A 17,022-nucleotide genomic window follows, 5' to 3' on the forward strand; every position below is an offset into this window, starting at 1 on the left:
TGGTGCGATGGCTTGGCGGGGATAAGTGTGTAGCCGAGTAGCGTGATGGCACGTTGCCGTAGAGAAAGGCCACGCTTCACGGTGACGTAAACGTAACGGGAACAGTTGGGTAGGCAATTAAACGACTGCCCAATTGTTTCTGGATTTGCCTTCGCGAGCAGGCTCGCTCCCACAGGGATCGCATTTACCCAGAAGGTACGCGGTCAACTGTGGGAGCGAGCCTGCTCGCGAATGGGCGTGCCACGGATTAAGCGGTTCTACCCGTATGGTTATTCAACGAAATCACCTTGGTCTTGCCAATCCGGTGACGATAGATCTCACGCAGGTACTTGATCGCTTTCTTCACGCAATCGCGTGACAGGCGGATATCGTTGATCGAGACAAACTTGTCCTTGTCGTTGATCAGCTCGCGATACTTCTTCTCGTACATCGGTTTGATCGCATACCAATTGGTATCAAGAATTTTCGCCGGGTTCTCGAACTCGTTGAGCAGGTCGTCGATCAGGTCTTCATCGAATTGTTCGTTGATGATGAAGTCCAGGACCGAGTTGTCCAGGGTGTCATCGAAGCGGTAAGGCGCACGCGCAAAGCAACGCTTGATGAACGCCACGATCAAGGTCAGGAAATCGTCCGACAGGCATGGGCTCTTGGCGATCAGGGTGGTCAGCGACAGGTTGGCCGAGGCACCGATCACCAACGCATAACGCTTGAGCGTGGTGTTGGGGAACAGGTTGTTGAGGTGCGTCTTCAGCCGGTTCAGGTCCATGTAGGACAGCTTGTAGTCCTTGGGCAGGGAAACGATCGACACCACCGACGAACAGTTCTTGAAGAAATGCAGGTCGTGCAGGGCTGCCGCGTCATATCCCGAATTCTTGTATTGCTCCAGCGACGCACGATAGCGCTTGGACTCGATCGGCAACAGGCTGATGCCTTCGATGGCCTGGGTGACCTTGTTGAAGTGCGGCAGGTCGATGGAGCGGAAGAACAGATCGTCGATGTTCAGGCGCTGTGGCTCTTTTTCGAACACCTTGAACTTGTCGCCGGTAGGCGCCTGGGTTTCAGGCACCACGGACTCGGCGTAGGCAATCGCCACGGGGCCGGCCAGACTCATGAACAGGTCGTTGGCATCCAGGCGAATGGTTTCGCCGATGTCGATGCCGGCACGGCGGAAATAGTTCTGGTCGTAATCGGTCGTGACCGCCTGCGCGGTCAGGATGTTGAAGATCTGCTGCGAGATGTACTGGTTGGCATGCTTTTCCATGGCGTTGACGTCGATGTTCTGGATGTTGCCGTCATCGCTTTCTTCGGCATAACGCATGATGTCATTGGAAATCAGCATCATGGCGTTCCATGGGCGGATACGTCCCATGACACTGGCTTCGCTGCTGTCTTCGTTGGCGAAGTTGTAGGAGAAATCCCACTCTTCCGACAGGTATTTGCACAGCAGGCGACCGGCGTTGATGTGCAGCGCTTCGGACATTTCACTGCGGTGATCGGAGATGTTCGGCAGTACGCAGATACCGCTGGTAAAGATCGGCTCGAAGACGAAGGCATGGCCGCTCTTGCTGTCGTGCTCGTCCATCGGCTTGGTGTCGAACGTCTTGTTCATGTACGAGTGTTGCTGGGCCAGGCCGAACTCCGAGGCCATGCCCGAACCGGTGCCGCCACCGGCACTGAAGATCGAAAAATACAGCCGCGACTGGTTGGCCTTGATGCCACAGCTGTCGATCAAGTACGAGTGAATCATCTTCCAGTCCGGGCTGGAGAAGCGCTGGGTGTCCTTGTTCAGGATAATCTTGGCCAGGTACTGTCCGAGGATCGGTGCGTTACCGGCACCCCCGGCATGGACTTCCGACAGGTCCATGATCTTCATCTTGCTGTAGTCACGCAGGAACCCGCTCTTTTCGCCCTTGCGCGAGAAGCGGATACGCCCAGCAATGTCTTTGTCCAGGTCGCCCAGCATCACCAGGGGTTCTACCAGGAACACCGGCTTGGTGGCCTTGTTCGACCCCAGGCGCAAGTTGTTACGAATCCACTGCGCCGGGCTATAGCCTTTTTCCGCATAGCGTTTGTCTGGCGAGAGGCGATCTTCGTTGTTGAATTCGTTGAGGTAGAACTTGCGGGCGTTGTAGACCAGTTCTGCGACATCCAGCGCGATGTTCGAACCGCAGCGGCCCAGGCCAATAAGGCACACCGACGGGAATTGCTGGTCGTTGTGTTGTTCGTTATCGCCTTCCAGATGCGGTGGGCGGGGGAATACCATGTCGCGCAGGCCGTCGAGGTTGTCGAGGATGCGATCGGTATTGGTTTCGGTGAAGTACAGGTATTGCTGGGTCGCGAGCGGGCGCGACGGTGTCAATGGCTTCGACGGTGCGGGGCTGTTCGCCGCCGGGCTCAGCGTCAGGTCGGAAAGCGCAGGGGCCGGGTTGTTTTTGGAAGTCATTGTTCGCCATGTACCTGGGCTGGTTGGTCGGGCGGCATACTGTCGTCGACCATCACGGAATGAGAACTCGCGTCTTTTATCAGCGCGTATTAGTCCCGGGCGGCGCAGTCAGCTTGCGCGTCGCTCGGCGGAATCCTTTCCTGCGTCTTGAAGAATCGGCCAATATTCAGTGTTCTTTAATCCAAAGGAGGCAAAATGATGTCAACGCTACCGGCCCTGGGATTTGCCGGAATCGGCCTGATGGGCCTGCCGATGTGCCGACGTTTGCTCGCCGCGGGGTATCCGCTGGCGGTGTGGAACCGCAATCCGGCCAAGTGCGCGCCGCTGGTTGAAGCCGGGGCACGCCAGGTCGCCACGCCTGCCGAGTTGTGCCAGCACGCCGAGGTGGTCATGTTGTGCCTGGCGGATACCGCGGTGGTTCGTGAGGTGGTTTTCGGCAAGTCGGGCATTGTCGAAGGGGCGACAAAGGATCAATTGCTGGTGGATTTTTCCAGCCTGGAGCCCACGGCGACCCGCGAGATGGCGACAGAGCTCGGCAAAACAGGCATGGGCTGGCTGGATGCGCCGGTGTCCGGTGGTGTGGTGGGTGCCGAAGCGGGTAGCCTGGCGATCATGGTCGGCGGCACCGTGGCACACCTTGAGCGGGTCAAACCGGTCTTGTTGAGTCTCGGCCAGCGTGTGACGCACATGGGCGCCGTGGGCGCAGGGCAGGTGACCAAGGCCTGCAACCAGATGATCGTTGCCTGCAACGCACTGGTCATCGCCGAAGTGGTGGCTTTGGCGGAGCGCTCCGGGGTCGACGCCAGTCGGATCGCCGAAGCACTGGCCGGCGGGTTTGCCGATTCCAGGCCGTTGCAGTTCCTGGCTCCGCAAATGGCCGAGAGCCGTTTCGAACCGGTCAAATGGCACGTGCGGACCTTGCTCAAGGATCTGGACGGTGCGGTGAAATTTTCCCGCGAACAGGGTTCGGCGACGCCGATCAGTGGCTTGGCCGCGCAATTGATGCGCCTGCACGGGGGGCAGGGTTTCCTGGAGAAGGACCCGTCTACGTTAGTGCAGATGTACCGTGAGCCAGACCCAAGCGCCTGACGCTGTACGAATGCTTGCGCTGGTTGATTTCGTTCAGCACCGGTTGCAGTTCGGTCAAAGGTATCGGGCGGCTGAGCAGGTAGCCCTGGACGAAATCGCAGCCGTGGCATTCGAGAAACTGGTACTGCTCGAAGGTTTCTACGCCTTCGGTAACCACCTCCAGATGCAGGGTGTGGGCCATGACGATAATGGCCTGGACGATCTCCATGTCCTGGGTGGATTTCGGAATGTCCTGGATGAATGAACGGTCGATCTTCAGCGTGTTCAGTGGTAAGCGCTTGAGGTAAGCCAGGGATGAATAACCGGTGCCGAAGTCATCGATCGACAACGAAACGCCGAGGGCGCGTATCTGCTGCAGCAGCACCAGCGTCTCGGCAATGTTGCCCATCAGAGCGCTTTCGGTGACCTCCAGCTCCAGTCGATGGGGCTCCACCCCGGCGCTGCGCAATGCCAGTGAGATTTCGTCGCTCAATTCTTCGCGTGCCAGGGTCAGGGGTGAGCAATTGATCGCAATCTTCAAGTGCCCGCAGCCCTGGCGCGCCAGCTCGCCCAGGTCGGCACAAGCCTTGCGCAGCACCCAATTGTCCAGCTCGGTAATCAGCCCATTGGCCTCCGCTATGCCAATGAAGCGGTCCGGCGTGAGGAATCCGTGGACGGGGTGTTGCCAGCGGATCAACGCTTCAAGCTTGCTGACCTGGTCGGTCTTGAGGTCAAGGATCGGTTGGTAATAGAGCATCAGGCCGGTGTCTTCGCGCAGGGCGTGGCGCAACTCTTCCTCCATTTGCAGTTCGAGCATGGCGCGTGCCTTGAGGTTGGCACTGAAGAAATTCAGGCCATTACGGCCACCGTCCTTGGATTGATAGAGCGCCAGGTCGGCGTTTTTCAGCAGTTCTTCACAGGTCTTGCCGTCTTCGGGAAATACGCTGATGCCGATGCTGGTGGTCATGACCATGCGCCGCCCGGACAGCTCGATGGGTTCCTTCATTTTCAGCATGATGCGCTGGGCCATCTGTCGCGCCTCATCACGGTCATGCAGGTCGATGAGAATGCAGAATTCGTCGCCGCCAAAACGTGCTACCACATCGTCATGACTGCGCACTGAACTTTTGATGTGCCGGGCGAGCACCTTGAGCAATTCATCGCCGGCATCGTGGCCGAGGCTGTCGTTGATACGCTTGAAATGGTCGATGTCGAGGAACAGGACGGCGAGCATGCCGCCTGCGTGAGTGCGCTCCAGGAGCTTTTCGGCGAAGAGCTGGTTGAACCCGCGACGGTTGAGCAGGTTGGTCAGGGCATCATAGTGCGCCACCTGTTGCAGGGACATGCGCGCCTGGTCCAGTTGGGTGAGTAGCGAATTCACCCGCAGCAGATCGCGATCCTTGTGCTGCAGCTTCTTGTCAGCCAATGCCGCACTGATGCAGCTGCCTATTATCAGTAGAGTCATGACGGCTACCGTCAGGCCCAATTGCAGATGGTTATTTTCGCCTGGCTGGGTTAACTGGCTGCCAGTTGGCAGGGCCAGGTCGAAGGCGACCATGCCGGTGAAATGCAGGCTCATGATGCCTGCGCCCAGTACCAGGCTGGCGGCGCATTTGCGCAGTTGGTGAAAAATACCCAAGCCATTACGCAGGTAGCTCGCCAGCAGCAGTGCCGCCAGACTGGCTCCGATGGCGATCATGATCGAAAGGATGAACAGCCCCGGATGGTAGTAGGCCGTGGCTTGCGAGCGCATGGCGGCCATGCCCACGTAGTGCATGGTGGCGATGCCCAGGCCAATGATGATCGACGCCTTGCAGCATTGTCGAAAACTCAGGGTAGGCAAGCTGAGGGTGTGCATCGCCAGCCACGACGCACACAGGGCGATCAGTAGCGACAAGAGTGTGATGGGCAAATGATAATGAACGTCGATCGGCGCCTGGAACGCCAACATGCCAATGAAGTGCATGGCCCAGATTCCGCCGGCCAGGCATCCGGCGCCGATCCAGCGCCAGAGGCGTTGGGACGCTGGTTTTTGCGCATGATTGATCCGTTCGGCCATATCCAGCGTGGCAAAACAGCTGGCGCAGGCGACCAGATACGCCAGCAGCACCAGAAAAGGGTCATGTACACATTGGAGTATGACCTGTCCGCTTTCTGCTAGCTCTGTAGTGAAATGCAGACCAAGCCACTCCATTAGCATGCCCCGTGTTTGTCTCCCTGCCGACGTTATCAACGCTGGCGAATGTCTTGGAGTATAGAGGCCATGGATTGAACGCAAGCGATGGTGGCACATTGTCTACCAATGATTTTGGAATGGACCTTAGTTCGTTTGGAAATAAAATGTTGCCTGGGCCGCGTCTGTCCCCATGGGCGGGTATCAGCTTTACGAATAATTACAGACAGTCCCGGCCTGCCTGACTAGATTGCAGGTTCCGGGCTCGGATGCACTGGCAGTGAAGCCCCCATAACAATAAAAGAGACGGACCCATGCAGAACTCGACCCAAGCGGCGAATGCCTGGCGCATTCTGTTCCTGCTGTTCCTGGCCAACCTGTTCAACTTCTTCGACCGCACGATCCCAGCCATCATCATTGAGCCGATCCGCATGGAGTGGCAGCTCAGCGACTTTCAACTGGGGATCATCGGTACTGCCTTCACTATTGTCTACGCGATCGCCGGCCTGCCACTGGGACGAATGGCCGATACCGGCTCGCGCAGCAAGTTAATGGGGTGGGGCCTGGCGGCTTGGAGCGGCCTGACCGCCGTCAACGGCATGGTCGGCAGCTTCTGGAGTTTCCTGATCGTGCGCATGGGCATCGGCATCGGTGAAGCCAGTTACGCACCGGCCGCCAACTCGCTGATCGGCGACTTGTTCCCGGCGCATCGCCGGGCGCGGGCCATGGGTATATTCATGCTCGGACTGCCGTTGGGCTTGTTGCTGGCGTTCTTCACCATCGGCGCGATGGTCAAGGCTTTCGACAGCTGGCGTGCTCCATTCTTTATTGCCGCAGTACCGGGACTGATCCTGGCGATCTTCATGTTTTTCATCAAGGAACCGAAACGCGGCGCGGCTGAAAGCGTGCAGGTGTCGCAGGAGAAGATTGATCGACCGATTCGCCGGGTGCTGGCGGTGCCGACATTCCTGTGGCTGGTAATGGCTGGACTTTGTTTCAACTTCGCCACCTATGCCTGTAACTCGTTCCTTGTCCCAATGCTGCAGCGTTATTTCCTGATGCCGTTGCAGGAGGCTGCGGTGGCGACCGGGGTGATCGTCGGCGTGACAGGGTTGTTCGGACTGACACTGGGCGGTTGGGTGGCGGACAAGATCCACCAGCGCGTCGCCAACGGTCGCCTGCTGTTCGCCGCGTTCAGCCTGATCATTTCAACGCTGTGCACGGCGTGGGCGCTGCATTCTGGGCGAATAGAGATCGGCGTATTCGTGGCGGTGTTCAGCCTGGGTTGGTTGTTTGCCTATAACTTTTATACCTGCGTCTACACGGCGATTCAGGACGTGGTCGAGCCGCGGTTGCGGGCGACGGCCATGGCGCTGTTCTTTGCCGGGTTGTACTTGCTGGGTGGTGGTCTTGGACCGGTCGTGGTGGGCGCGTTGTCCGATCACTTTGCCCACACGGCGATGCTCTCGGCCGGTGCCGGGCAGATGACCGAGGCGTTCAAGGCGGTCGGCCTGCATGACGCGATGTACCTGATTCCGGTGGCGCTGTTTTTCACCATGGTGTTTCTGGTGTTGGCGTCGCGGTGTTTTGTGAAAGATGCCAAGCGGATGAAGGACGGGTTGGTGGCGGTGGTTGAGCCGGTGGGTTCTGCGGCGACTGCGTAGCCACTTGCGTTGATCGCTCCCACGCGCAGCAAAGGAATGCAGCCCGGGACGCTTCGCGTCCCTTTCGAGAGCTGGAACGCGGAGCGTCCCTTGAGGTATTCCCACGCAGAGCGTGGGAACGATCAGGCCCGCATCGCTGCGGGCCTGATCGTTCAAGCGGTGGAGCAGGGGGGGCTTAACCCGCCACCAACACCCGGATCGCTTCCAGTCGCAGCGCAGCCTTGTCGAGCATCGCCAGGCCTTGTTCGCGTTGCTTGCGCAAGGCAACCAGTTCGCTGTCACGAACGGTCGGGTTGACCGCTTGCAGCGCGGTCAGGCGTGCCAGTTCTTCTTCGGTATCGGCGGCCAGGCGGCGTTGCGCCTCTGCCACACGTTCGGCGTGACGTGGGTAGATCTTGTCCTCGCCAGCGTTGATCCGTGGCGTCAACTGATCGCGCTGGGCCTGGATGAACTTGTTGGCGCTGGCGCGCGGCACGCTTTCCAGTTGATCGTTCAAGGTCTCGAACGACACCCGGGCCGACAGGTCGTTGCCATTGGCATCGAGCAGGCAGCGCAGGGCGGCCGGCGGCAGGTAGCGGCCCAGTTGCAGTGAGCGCGGGGCAACCACTTCACTGACGTAGAGCAGTTCCAGCAACACGGTGCCAGGTTTCAGCGCCTTGTTCTTGATCAGCGCCACGGCGGTGTTGCCCATGGAGCCGGACAGCACCAGGTCCATGCCGCCCTGGACCATCGGGTGCTCCCAGGTGATGAACTGCATGTCTTCGCGAGACAGCGCCTGGTTGCGGTCGTAGGTGATGGTCACGCCTTCGTCGTCGCCCAGCGGGAAACTGGCGTCGAGCATTTTTTCGCTCGGTTTGAGGATCAGGGCGTTTTCCGAATGGTCTTCGCTGTCGATGCCAAATGCATCGAACAGGGTTTCCATGTAGATCGGCAGGGCGAACTGATCGTCTTGCTCAAGAATCGCTTCGACCAGCGCATCGCCTTCGCCAGCGCCACCGGAATTGAGTTCCAGCAAGCGGTCACGGCCGGTGTGCAGTTCGGCTTCCAGGCGTTCGCGCTCGGCACGGGCTTCGTCGATCAGCGCTTGCCACTCGCCATCGTCGGCTTCTTCGAGCAGCGGCAGCAGGCGCGGGCCAAACTGATGCTGCAGGGCGTTGCCGGTCGGGCAGGTATTGAGGAACGCGTTCAGGGCTTCGTGGTACCACTGGAACAGGCGCTCTTGCGGGCTGGTTTCCAGGTACGGCACGTGCAGTTCGATCGTGTGCTTCTGGCCGATCCGGTCCAGACGGCCGATACGTTGTTCAAGCAGGTCCGGGTGCGATGGCAGATCGAACAGCACCAGGTGATGGGAGAACTGGAAGTTGCGGCCTTCACTGCCGATTTCCGAGCAGATCAGCACTTGCGCGCCAAACTCTTCGTCGGCGAAGTAGGCGGCGGCGCGGTCCCGCTCGAGGATGTTCATGCCCTCGTGGAACACCGTGGCCGGGATGCCGGAACGCACGCGCAACGCGTCTTCCAGGTCCATGGCGGTTTCGGCATGGGCGCAGATCACCAGCACCTTGGTGCGCTTGAGCATTTTCAACTGGTCGATCAGCCACTCGACACGCGGGTCGAATTTCCACCAGCGCTCTTCTTCGCTAGCGTCCGGCTGGGCCTGGAAGCTGACTTCCGGGTACAGCTCGGCGTGATCGCCCAGTGGCAGTTCAAGGTATTCGTCCGGGCACGGCAGCGGGTAAGGATGCAGTTTGCGCTCCGGGAAACCCTGGACCGCCGCTCGGGTATTACGGAACAGCACGCGGCCGGTGCCGTGGCGGTCCAGCAGTTCGCGCACCAGGCGGGCGCTGGCTTCGGTGTCGCCATCGTTGACGGCGGTCAGCAGGGCTTCGCCTTCGTTACCGAGGAAGCCGTGAATTGTTTCATGGGCTTTCGGCGACAGGCGACCTTTTTCCAGCAGTTCCTGAACGGCCTCGGCCACCGGGCGATAGTTTTCGCTCTCGGCGCGGAAGGCGGCCAGGTCGTGGAAGCGGTTCGGATCGAGCAGGCGCAAACGCGCGAAGTGACTGTCCTGGCCCAACTGTTCCGGGGTTGCGGTCAACAGCAAGACGCCCGGGATCGTTTCAGCAAGTTGCTCGACCAGAGAGTATTCAGGGCTGACCTGATCTTCGTGCCACACCAGGTGATGTGCTTCGTCGACCACCAGCAAGTCCCAACCGGCTGCGAACAGCGCGTCCTGGGCTTTCTCGTCGTCGACCAACCACTCCAGGGCCACCAGGGCGAGCTGGGTGTCCTCGAACGGGTTGGAGGCATCGCTTTCGATGAAGCGTTCTTCGTCGAACAGCGCGACCTGCAGGTTGAAGCGACGGCGCATCTCTACCAGCCACTGGTGCTGGAGGTTTTCCGGTACCAGGATCAGCACGCGATTGGCGCGGCCCGAGAGCAATTGGCGATGGATCACCAGGCCGGCTTCAATGGTTTTGCCCAGGCCTACTTCGTCTGCCAGCAACACCCGTGGCGCAATCCGGTCGGCCACTTCGCGGGCGATGTGCAGCTGGTGCGCGATCGGTTGCGCACGCACGCCACCCAGGCCCCACAGCGACGACTGCAGTTGGCGGCTGGTGTGTTCCAGAGTGTGATAGCGCAGGGCGAACCAGGCCAGGGGGTCGATCTGCCCGGCGAACAGACGGTCGCTGGCGAGACGGAACTGGATGAAGTTCGACAGTTGGGTTTCCGGCAGGGTGACTACTTCGTTCTGCGCGTTGAGGCCGTGATAGACCAGCAGGCCATCGATGTCGTCGACTTCGCGAACGGTCAGTTTCCAGCCTTCGAAGTGAGTGATGGTGTCACCCGGCGAAAACCGTACACGTGTGAGGGGCGCATTCCGTAGCGCGTACTGGCGAGTGTCGCCAGTGGCCGGGTAGAGCACGGTCAGCAAGCGGCCGTCCTGTGCCAGAACGGTGCCCAAACCCAGCTCCGCTTCGCTGTCACTGATCCAGCGTTGCCCCGGTTGATACTGCTGCGCCATGCTGCCTGACTCCCACCTTGAAAAAGCGGGCTATCTTAACGGAATCAGGTCTCCAGACCAAAGGAATACCTGTGCGGGAACTGCCTTGGGCTACGATCCTTTGATCTTGCCAGGCTGAAGAAATCGTAGCCTGTGGCAGTTCTTGTCGTGCCGATAGACACACAGTTTGCGACCGATGGCTCAAGTCGCCGTCGCCGCGGCCGACAGCCTGCAGACAGGAGACCGAAAAAATATGCTGCCACCGATGCTCCCCTTGAGTGCCGTGCCGATCACTTCCCAGCACGACCCGGTCCGCCCGCGCCCGGACATCGCGCCCGTCGTGCCGATGCAGGAAAGCGCCAGCGACAGCAACATCGACCTGCAACATCGTGATCCAGAAGAGGCCGCCCTGCTGCTGCGCGAGGAGCAGCGGCGCAAGCAAGAGCAGCAAAGGCGCCGCCGTGAGGCCGATGAAGACCCTGAGGCGCACCTGGCGATCCCGGGTAACGAACTCAATGCCGACAACACCGTGCCGGTGGCCCCGTTGATGGAAGGCCAGCCTCGCCAGGGACTGTGGGTCGATATCGAGATTTGAGCCGGTGGCTGGTCAGCGCCGTCGCCAGACCGCATTATTGGCACAATCCCGCCGATACCTGCGGCAATTGAATTTCATTTCAAGCGATGCACTGACGCCATGAGCCAAGATGACAAGCTGATCGACCTTAATGCCGAACGCGCCAAGCGTGTCCACGATCTCAACGACAAGCGCCTGAATGAAGTGCGCCAGGCGTTCGAGCAGGCCATGCCGTTGGGCAAGGCGAAGAAAAAGCCGAAGAACAAACCGAAAAAGCGTTGAATCCCCCTGCATCGATTGATGCAGGTCAGTTTTTCCCTCCTTCTATGCCCGGTCCCGGGCAACATTGATCCCGGTCAATATTCTCTCCTGCCCAAATGGTTACCTTGGCTCCATCGCAACAGGGCAACTGCAGGAGACGCGTCATGTTTTTCGACAACGTGGTGATCGCCGGAGTGCTGACCGTCAGCCTCATGTTGGTGTTTTTTGCAGGGTTCGGATTCTTTATCTGGAAAGACTCGCACAAGCGCAAAAAGCCGTAGGTCTTTCTGGATGCAATGAGCACGCAAGGCATTTTGGGCAACTTCGGTTGCCCTTTTTTTTGTCTGCGATTCCTGGAAGTGGATCGTTCCCACGCTCTGCGTGGGAATGCCGCCATGGACGCTCTGCGTCCACCTGTGACGCGGAGCGTCACGGGATTCATTCCCACGCAGAGCATGGGAACGATCGAGCGTGCACATTCAAACAGGTAAAAAAAAGGCGCGGTCCTCACGGAGCGCGCCTTTTTTCGTACGACTGCGTATCAGCTACCCAGTGCCTTCGACGCCAGCCAGAACAGGCCGGCCGACAGGGCGACCGTGGCTGGCAGGGTCAATACCCAGGCCAGCAGGATGGTCTTGACGGTGCCGCCTTGCAGGCCGCTTTTGTTGGCGACCATGGTGCCGGCCACGCCCGAGGACAGGACGTGGGTGGTGGACACTGGCAGGCTGAAGATGTTGGCCATGCCGATCAGGCTCGCCGTGGTGATCTGCGCCGACATGCCTTGGGAATAGGTCATGCCTTGCTTGCCGATCTTCTCGCCGATGGTCAGCACAACGCGTTTCCAGCCAACCATGGTACCCAGGCCCAAGGCCAGGGCGACCGCCAGAATGACCCAGAACGGAGCGTATTCGGTGGTGGTGGTCAGGTCCTTGCGCAGCTTGTCGAGGTCAGCCTTTTCACGGGCGCCCAGGATTGGCAACTTGCTGACTTTCTTCGCCGTGTCGTCCAGGCACAGCAGGTAACGGCGTACTTCGATGCGGCTTTCCGACGACAGCGAGTGGTAGTCAGAGACACCTTTGAGGGTGCCAAGCAGAGCGTCGATGGTCGGTTCGGTCTGCTGCGGGTTGCAGCGGAATTTCTCCGGCAGATCGCCTTCGACACTTTTGCCCAGTGCCAGGAACTCGCCCAGGGAGTCGGCATTGCGCTTGTAGAACTGGCTCAAGTGCAAGGTGGCATCGCGGGTGCGTTCGATCTGGTAGGTGGTGCTGTTCAGGTCGAGCACGAATTGCGCCGGTACGATACCGATCAGCACCAGCATGATCAGGCCGATACCTTTCTGGCCATCGTTAGAGCCGTGCACGAAGCTCACGGCCATGGCGGAGATCACCAGCACCAGGCGGTTCCAGAACGGCGGGTGTTTCTTGTCGTCGATCTTGCGGCGCTGTTCCGGCGTCTTGTGCATCTTCGACAGCGGACGCCACCATTTAAGGCCGATCAAAATCAGCGCGGCAATCAGGAAGCCTGCCATCGGCGAGAACACCAGCGACATGGCGATATCGATCGCCTTCTGCCAGTTCACCCCGTCGGCCAACGCAATATCGTTGATCAAGGCATTGGCCAGGCCTACGCCGAGGATCGAACCGATCAGCGTGTGGGAGCTGGAGGCCGGGATACCGAAGTACCAAGTGCCCAGGTTCCAGGTGATGGCCGCCGCGAGCAGCGAGAAAACCATTGCCAGGCCGTGGCCGGTGTTCACGTTGATCAGCAGTTCAACCGGTAGCAGGTGAACAATGGCATACGCCACGCCCACGCCACCGAGCAATACGCCGAGGAAATTGAACACACCGGAAAAGAACACCGCCAGATGTGGGGGCATGGCTTTGGTGTAGATAACAGTGGCTACCGCGTTAGCGGTGTCATGAAATCCATTGATGAACTCGAAGGCGAGGACAAAAGCCAGGGCGAGCAAGAGGCTCACAAGCACCCAAGCATCCAGTCCGCTGAATAAATCGATCATGAAGGTTTTCTGACCCGGTCATAAGGGGGCGCGATTATGCCAGAAAAGACTGGAAATCGATGCACTTGCTGCTCATCGGTAACATTCTTCAACGAATTATTTTGCAACGGTGCCGATAACCCCCGTGAATTACAGGGTTTTGCAAGTGATTGAATTTCTTTGAGAAGCCCGCAGGCACAGGGGTTTGCCTCACCTGAAGGGGGGGTGAGCATGCTTGTATGAAATTTCTGAAAAAAGGGTCAGATTCGAGCCTTCGACCTCGTCCGGTGGGCAAGGCGGCCGCTGCCCGCTCGTAGCGGGCGCAAAAGGCAATATCTATACATTCCGCTTTTAACGGATGCAACGCAGACCCCGGCAGGCATTCAAGCCCAGGCCTTCATGGCTCCTCGGCTTTGAGTTCCTTTTCCATTTTTTCCAGTTCTTGCTTGAAAACCTGATCCTGAACGGTGGCGCGTTTGCGCCATGGCTTGCGTTCCGGTTCTGGCTGGGCGGCGTAGGTGGTGACTTCCCCGCCGTAAACTTCCTTGTAACGTTGTTCCTGGCGCTCAAGTTCCGCGCGCAGTTCGTCTTTTGTCACGGTGCTACCTGATTGAGATGAGATGAGTTCTGGTGAAACGCACTGCACCTGATGTATTGACCGCACGCATCGAATGCAAAAAGCCTTTGCAGGCATTACGACAGGGCGATCATTACTTCCATGTTGCAGGCGGCCACGGCACCAGAGATAAACAGCTGACGTAGCATCAGATCCTGTTTCAGCGAGCGCGTTGGCGCGATGCGGATGCAGTCGGCGTCAGGTGCTTGCTGTGGAGAGCGGCGATGGAACATCGCGCCACCGGGTAGCGGTATCGGCCAATAAAAATCCGAATGGCTACTGAACTACATTATAGCGAGCGATTTACAGAACACTATCACGAGAGAGTTAAAAGTGGATCTTGATGTGTGATTGTTTTTTACCCATAACCGTAACTGGCAACTAGGGCATAGGAGGATGCCACACTACGGTGATGTCTTTCTGACGTCATTAAGTCGCACAACTTAAGACAGTTACATTGCGTCATGAAGTCTGCAGCGCTTGCACAAAAAAACTTGTATCGATGGCTGCATGGGCGATTGCGTCGTGAGCAGCATCGGTTGCGATTATCGCGCAATGGTTCGATAATCGCCCGATGATACCGAGTCGGGCTTGTATACCCTGCACCCAGTGCCCTGTAATAGCTCGCCGATCCGTCCGGGAAAAGGACCTTGTATGAACGATCAACTGCGCAACTCCTTCGCTTCGGTGGCACCGCCGATCGTCGCTTCACCCGCCAAGCGCATCCAGGCCCTGACCGGTGATCCGGATTTCATGACCTCGCTGGCGCGTGGACTGGCCGTGGTGCAAGCCTTCCAGGAGCGCAAGCGGCACTTGACCATTGCGCAGATCAGCCATCGTACGGAAATTCCCCGCGCCGCCGTGCGACGTTGCCTGCACACGCTGATCAAACTCGGTTATGCCACGACCGATGGCCGAACGTATTCGTTGTTGCCCAAAGTCCTGACCCTGGGCCATGCCTATGTGTCCTCGACGCCGCTGGCGGTTTCTGCGCAACCCTACCTGGACCGCATGAGCGAGCAACTCCACGAGGCCTGCAACATGGCTACCCTGGAAGGCGATGACATTTTATATATCGCGCGTTCGGCGACCACCCAGCGCCTGATTTCGGTCGACCTTTCGGTGGGCGGGCGCCTGCCGGCCTATTGCACGTCGATGGGCAGGATCCTGCTCGCCGCCCTCGATGACAGTTCATTGCGCGAGTATCTCGACCACGCCGACCTGCAAGCCAAGACCAGTCGAACCATTCATACCCCCCAAGCCTTGCTCGAATGCCTGCAGGAAGTACGTCAGCAGGGTTGGTGCATCGTCGATCAAGAGCTCGAGCAGGGGCTACGTTCGATCGCCGTCCCGGTATACGACGCTTCCGGCCAGGTGGTCGCGGCTCTCAACGTCAGTACCCACGCCGGTCGGGTTAGCCGCAGCGAGCTCGAGCAGCGTTTCCTGCCCGGCCTGCTGAGTGCCAGTCGTGACCTCAGTACCCAGCTGTTTTCCTAAGCTGTTCGATAATCGCACAGACTCGCGTTTGACGAATTGACGCTCTTTCCCTTGCCTCATTAATGTCGCGCCAGCGCCACCCGGCGCTGGCGATCTCGATCCGGCTCCGGACGACGACCCCATAATAATGAGAAGAGGCACCCATGCGCACATTCCCTGACTGTCGCCGTTCTCCCCGGTTATTTTGCCGGAGCTCGATCACCTGATCCCGGCTCCCCCTTTCTCGTGACAGCCTCGTTAGAGGTTGATATCTGTTCGACTGCGTTCTTTGCGTGGAAAAAAAATAATGAACCAGCCCCAGTCTGCTGTAGGTAACTGCCTCGACGTGCAGTCCTTCATCAATGCCCAACCCATTTCGCGTTATCAGTGGCGAGTGGTGATCCTGTGTTTCCTGATTGTCTTCCTCGATGGTCTCGATACAGCGGCGATGGGCTTCATCGCGCCCGCCCTGTCCCAGGATTGGGGTATCGATCGCGCCAGCCTTGGCCCGGTGATGAGTGCGGCGCTGATCGGCATGGTCTTCGGGGCGTTGGGCTCCGGGCCGCTGGCTGACCGGTTTGGGCGAAAGGTCGTTCTGGTCGGGGCTGTGCTGCTGTTCGGTGCCTTCAGCCTGGCTTCGGCCTACAGCACCAACGTCGACCAGTTGCTGGTATTGCGCTTCCTGACCGGCCTCGGCTTGGGCGCGGGCATGCCCAACGCCACGACCCTGTTGTCGGAGTACACCCCGGAGCGCAAGAAATCCCTGCTGGTGACCAGCATGTTCTGCGGCTTCAACTTGGGCATGGCCGGTGGCGGATTCATTTCGGCCAAGCTGATCCCCGCGTTCGGCTGGCATAGCTTGCTGTTGATCGGCGGGATCCTGCCGTTGATCCTCGGCGTCGTGTTGCTGATCTGGCTACCGGAATCGGCGCGTTTTCTGGTCGTGCGTAATCGCGGCACCGACAAAGTACGCAAGACGCTGGCACCCATCGACCCGAAGGTGGTGGCCCAGGCATCGAGCTTCAGCGTGCCGGAACAGAAAACCGTGAAGGCGCGCAACGTGTTTGCCGTGATCTTCTCCGGCACCTACAGCGTCGGCACCTTGCTGCTATGGCTGACCTACTTCATGGGCCTGGTGATCGTTTACCTGCTGACCAGCTGGCTGCCGACCCTGATGCGCGACAGCGGTGCGAGCATGGAGCAGGCCGCGTTCATAGGCGCGCTGTTCCAGTTCGGCGGGGTGTTGAGCGCGGTGGGCGTTGGCTGGGCCATGGATCGCTTCAATCCGCACAAGGTCATCGGTACTTTCTATCTGTTGGCCGGGGTGTTTGCCTACGCGGTAGGGCAGAGCCTGGGCAATATCACCTTACTGGCGACCCTGGTGTTGGTGGCGGGCATGTGTGTCAACGGTGCGCAATCGGCGATGCCTTCGCTGGCGGCGCGGTTTTATCCGACTCAAGGGCGTGCCACCGGGGTGTCATGGATGCTCGGGATTGGCCGCTTCGGCGCGATCCTCGGTGCATGGATGGGCGCGACACTGCTGGGACTGGGCTGGAATTTCGAGCAAGTGCTGACGGCACTGGTGATTCCGGCGGCTTTGGCGACTGCGGCAGTGGTGATCAAGGGTGTGGTCAGTCATGCGGATGCGACCTGACATTTTACCTTGATCGTTCCTGCGCTCTGCGTCCGCTTCGGCAGGGACGCGGAGCGTCCCGGGCTGCATTCCCACGCAGAGCGTGGGAACGATCAT

At 59.2% G+C, this 17,022-nt stretch carries 13 protein-coding genes; 7 read left to right on the forward strand and 6 right to left on the reverse strand.

Features of this window, described 5'->3' with window-relative positions; all coding sequences use genetic code 11:
- Nucleotides 1-247: 247 nt before the first annotated feature.
- Complete coding sequence (locus HGP31_RS06800) at nt 248-2,443, reverse strand: hypothetical protein (protein WP_168757354.1); 2,196 nt, start codon at nt 2,441-2,443, stop codon at nt 248-250.
- Between the two features lie 195 nt (nt 2,444-2,638).
- Between HGP31_RS06800 and HGP31_RS06805 the strand changes: the two genes are divergently transcribed.
- Nucleotides 2,639-3,532, forward strand: a complete 894-nt coding sequence (locus HGP31_RS06805; RefSeq protein WP_168757355.1) for an NAD(P)-dependent oxidoreductase — start codon at nt 2,639-2,641, stop codon at nt 3,530-3,532.
- Here HGP31_RS06805 and HGP31_RS06810 read toward each other — a convergent pair.
- A complete protein-coding gene (locus HGP31_RS06810; protein WP_168757356.1) occupies nt 3,489-5,705 on the reverse strand; it encodes a putative bifunctional diguanylate cyclase/phosphodiesterase in 2,217 nt (738 codons plus the stop codon). The genes HGP31_RS06805 and HGP31_RS06810 overlap by 44 nt on opposite strands.
- A 293-nt stretch (nt 5,706-5,998) precedes the next feature.
- On the opposite strand from HGP31_RS06810, the gene HGP31_RS06815 reads away from it, so the two are divergent.
- Nucleotides 5,999-7,348: a spinster family MFS transporter gene (locus HGP31_RS06815; RefSeq protein ID WP_020798331.1), complete on the forward strand. Its 1,350-nt coding sequence runs from the start codon at nt 5,999-6,001 to the stop codon at nt 7,346-7,348.
- A 175-nt stretch (nt 7,349-7,523) separates the two neighbouring features.
- Here HGP31_RS06815 and rapA read toward each other — a convergent pair whose 3' ends face one another.
- The gene (gene rapA / locus HGP31_RS06820; protein WP_020798332.1) at nt 7,524-10,370 is read right to left on the reverse strand and encodes an RNA polymerase-associated protein RapA; all 2,847 of its coding nucleotides are present in this window, start codon (nt 10,368-10,370) and stop codon (nt 7,524-7,526) included.
- Between the two features lie 232 nt (nt 10,371-10,602).
- Between rapA and HGP31_RS06825 the strand changes: the two genes are divergently transcribed.
- The 3 genes from HGP31_RS06825 to ccoM all read left to right on the forward strand — a co-directional run bounded on the left by HGP31_RS06825 (nt 10,603) and on the right by ccoM (nt 11,465).
- Entirely contained in the window at nt 10,603-10,944 is a 342-nt protein-coding gene (locus HGP31_RS06825) for an aspartate-semialdehyde dehydrogenase (RefSeq protein ID WP_168757357.1), read from the forward strand.
- A 99-nt stretch (nt 10,945-11,043) separates the two neighbouring features.
- Complete coding sequence (locus HGP31_RS06830; RefSeq protein ID WP_008016476.1) at nt 11,044-11,205, forward strand: hypothetical protein; 162 nt, start codon at nt 11,044-11,046, stop codon at nt 11,203-11,205.
- 143 nt (nt 11,206-11,348) lie between these two features.
- Nucleotides 11,349-11,465 carry a cytochrome c oxidase subunit CcoM gene (gene ccoM / locus HGP31_RS30690; protein ID WP_008056860.1) on the forward strand — a complete coding sequence of 39 codons (117 nt, stop codon included), beginning with the start codon at nt 11,349-11,351 and terminating at the stop codon, nt 11,463-11,465.
- A 260-nt stretch (nt 11,466-11,725) separates the two neighbouring features.
- Here the strand turns inward: ccoM and HGP31_RS06835 are convergent, their stop codons facing one another.
- From HGP31_RS06835 to HGP31_RS06845, 3 genes are all read right to left on the reverse strand, one after another.
- On the reverse strand, nt 11,726-13,201 hold the full coding sequence (locus HGP31_RS06835) for an inorganic phosphate transporter (protein WP_020798335.1): 1,476 nt from the start codon (nt 13,199-13,201) through the stop codon (nt 11,726-11,728).
- 376 nt (nt 13,202-13,577) lie between these two features.
- Nucleotides 13,578-13,778 (reverse strand): hypothetical protein, encoded by a 201-nt coding sequence (locus tag HGP31_RS06840; protein ID WP_008056863.1) that lies wholly within the window; start codon nt 13,776-13,778, stop codon nt 13,578-13,580.
- 95 nt (nt 13,779-13,873) lie between these two features.
- Nucleotides 13,874-14,029 carry a hypothetical protein gene (locus tag HGP31_RS06845; protein ID WP_020798337.1) on the reverse strand — a complete coding sequence of 52 codons (156 nt, stop codon included), beginning with the start codon at nt 14,027-14,029 and terminating at the stop codon, nt 13,874-13,876.
- 421 nt (nt 14,030-14,450) lie between these two features.
- On the opposite strand from HGP31_RS06845, the gene pcaR reads away from it, so the two are divergent.
- Together pcaR and pcaK are read left to right on the forward strand one after the other, a co-directional pair.
- Nucleotides 14,451-15,293: a pca regulon transcriptional regulator PcaR gene (gene pcaR / locus HGP31_RS06850; RefSeq protein ID WP_020798338.1), complete on the forward strand. Its 843-nt coding sequence runs from the start codon at nt 14,451-14,453 to the stop codon at nt 15,291-15,293.
- A 286-nt stretch (nt 15,294-15,579) separates the two neighbouring features.
- On the forward strand, nt 15,580-16,926 hold the full coding sequence (gene pcaK / locus HGP31_RS06855) for a 4-hydroxybenzoate transporter PcaK (protein ID WP_020798339.1): 1,347 nt from the start codon (nt 15,580-15,582) through the stop codon (nt 16,924-16,926).
- Nucleotides 16,927-17,022: the final 96 nt, after the last annotated feature.

The organism is Pseudomonas umsongensis, assembly GCF_012647205.1.
Taxonomy (GTDB): Bacteria; Pseudomonadota; Gammaproteobacteria; order Pseudomonadales; family Pseudomonadaceae; genus Aquipseudomonas; species Aquipseudomonas umsongensis.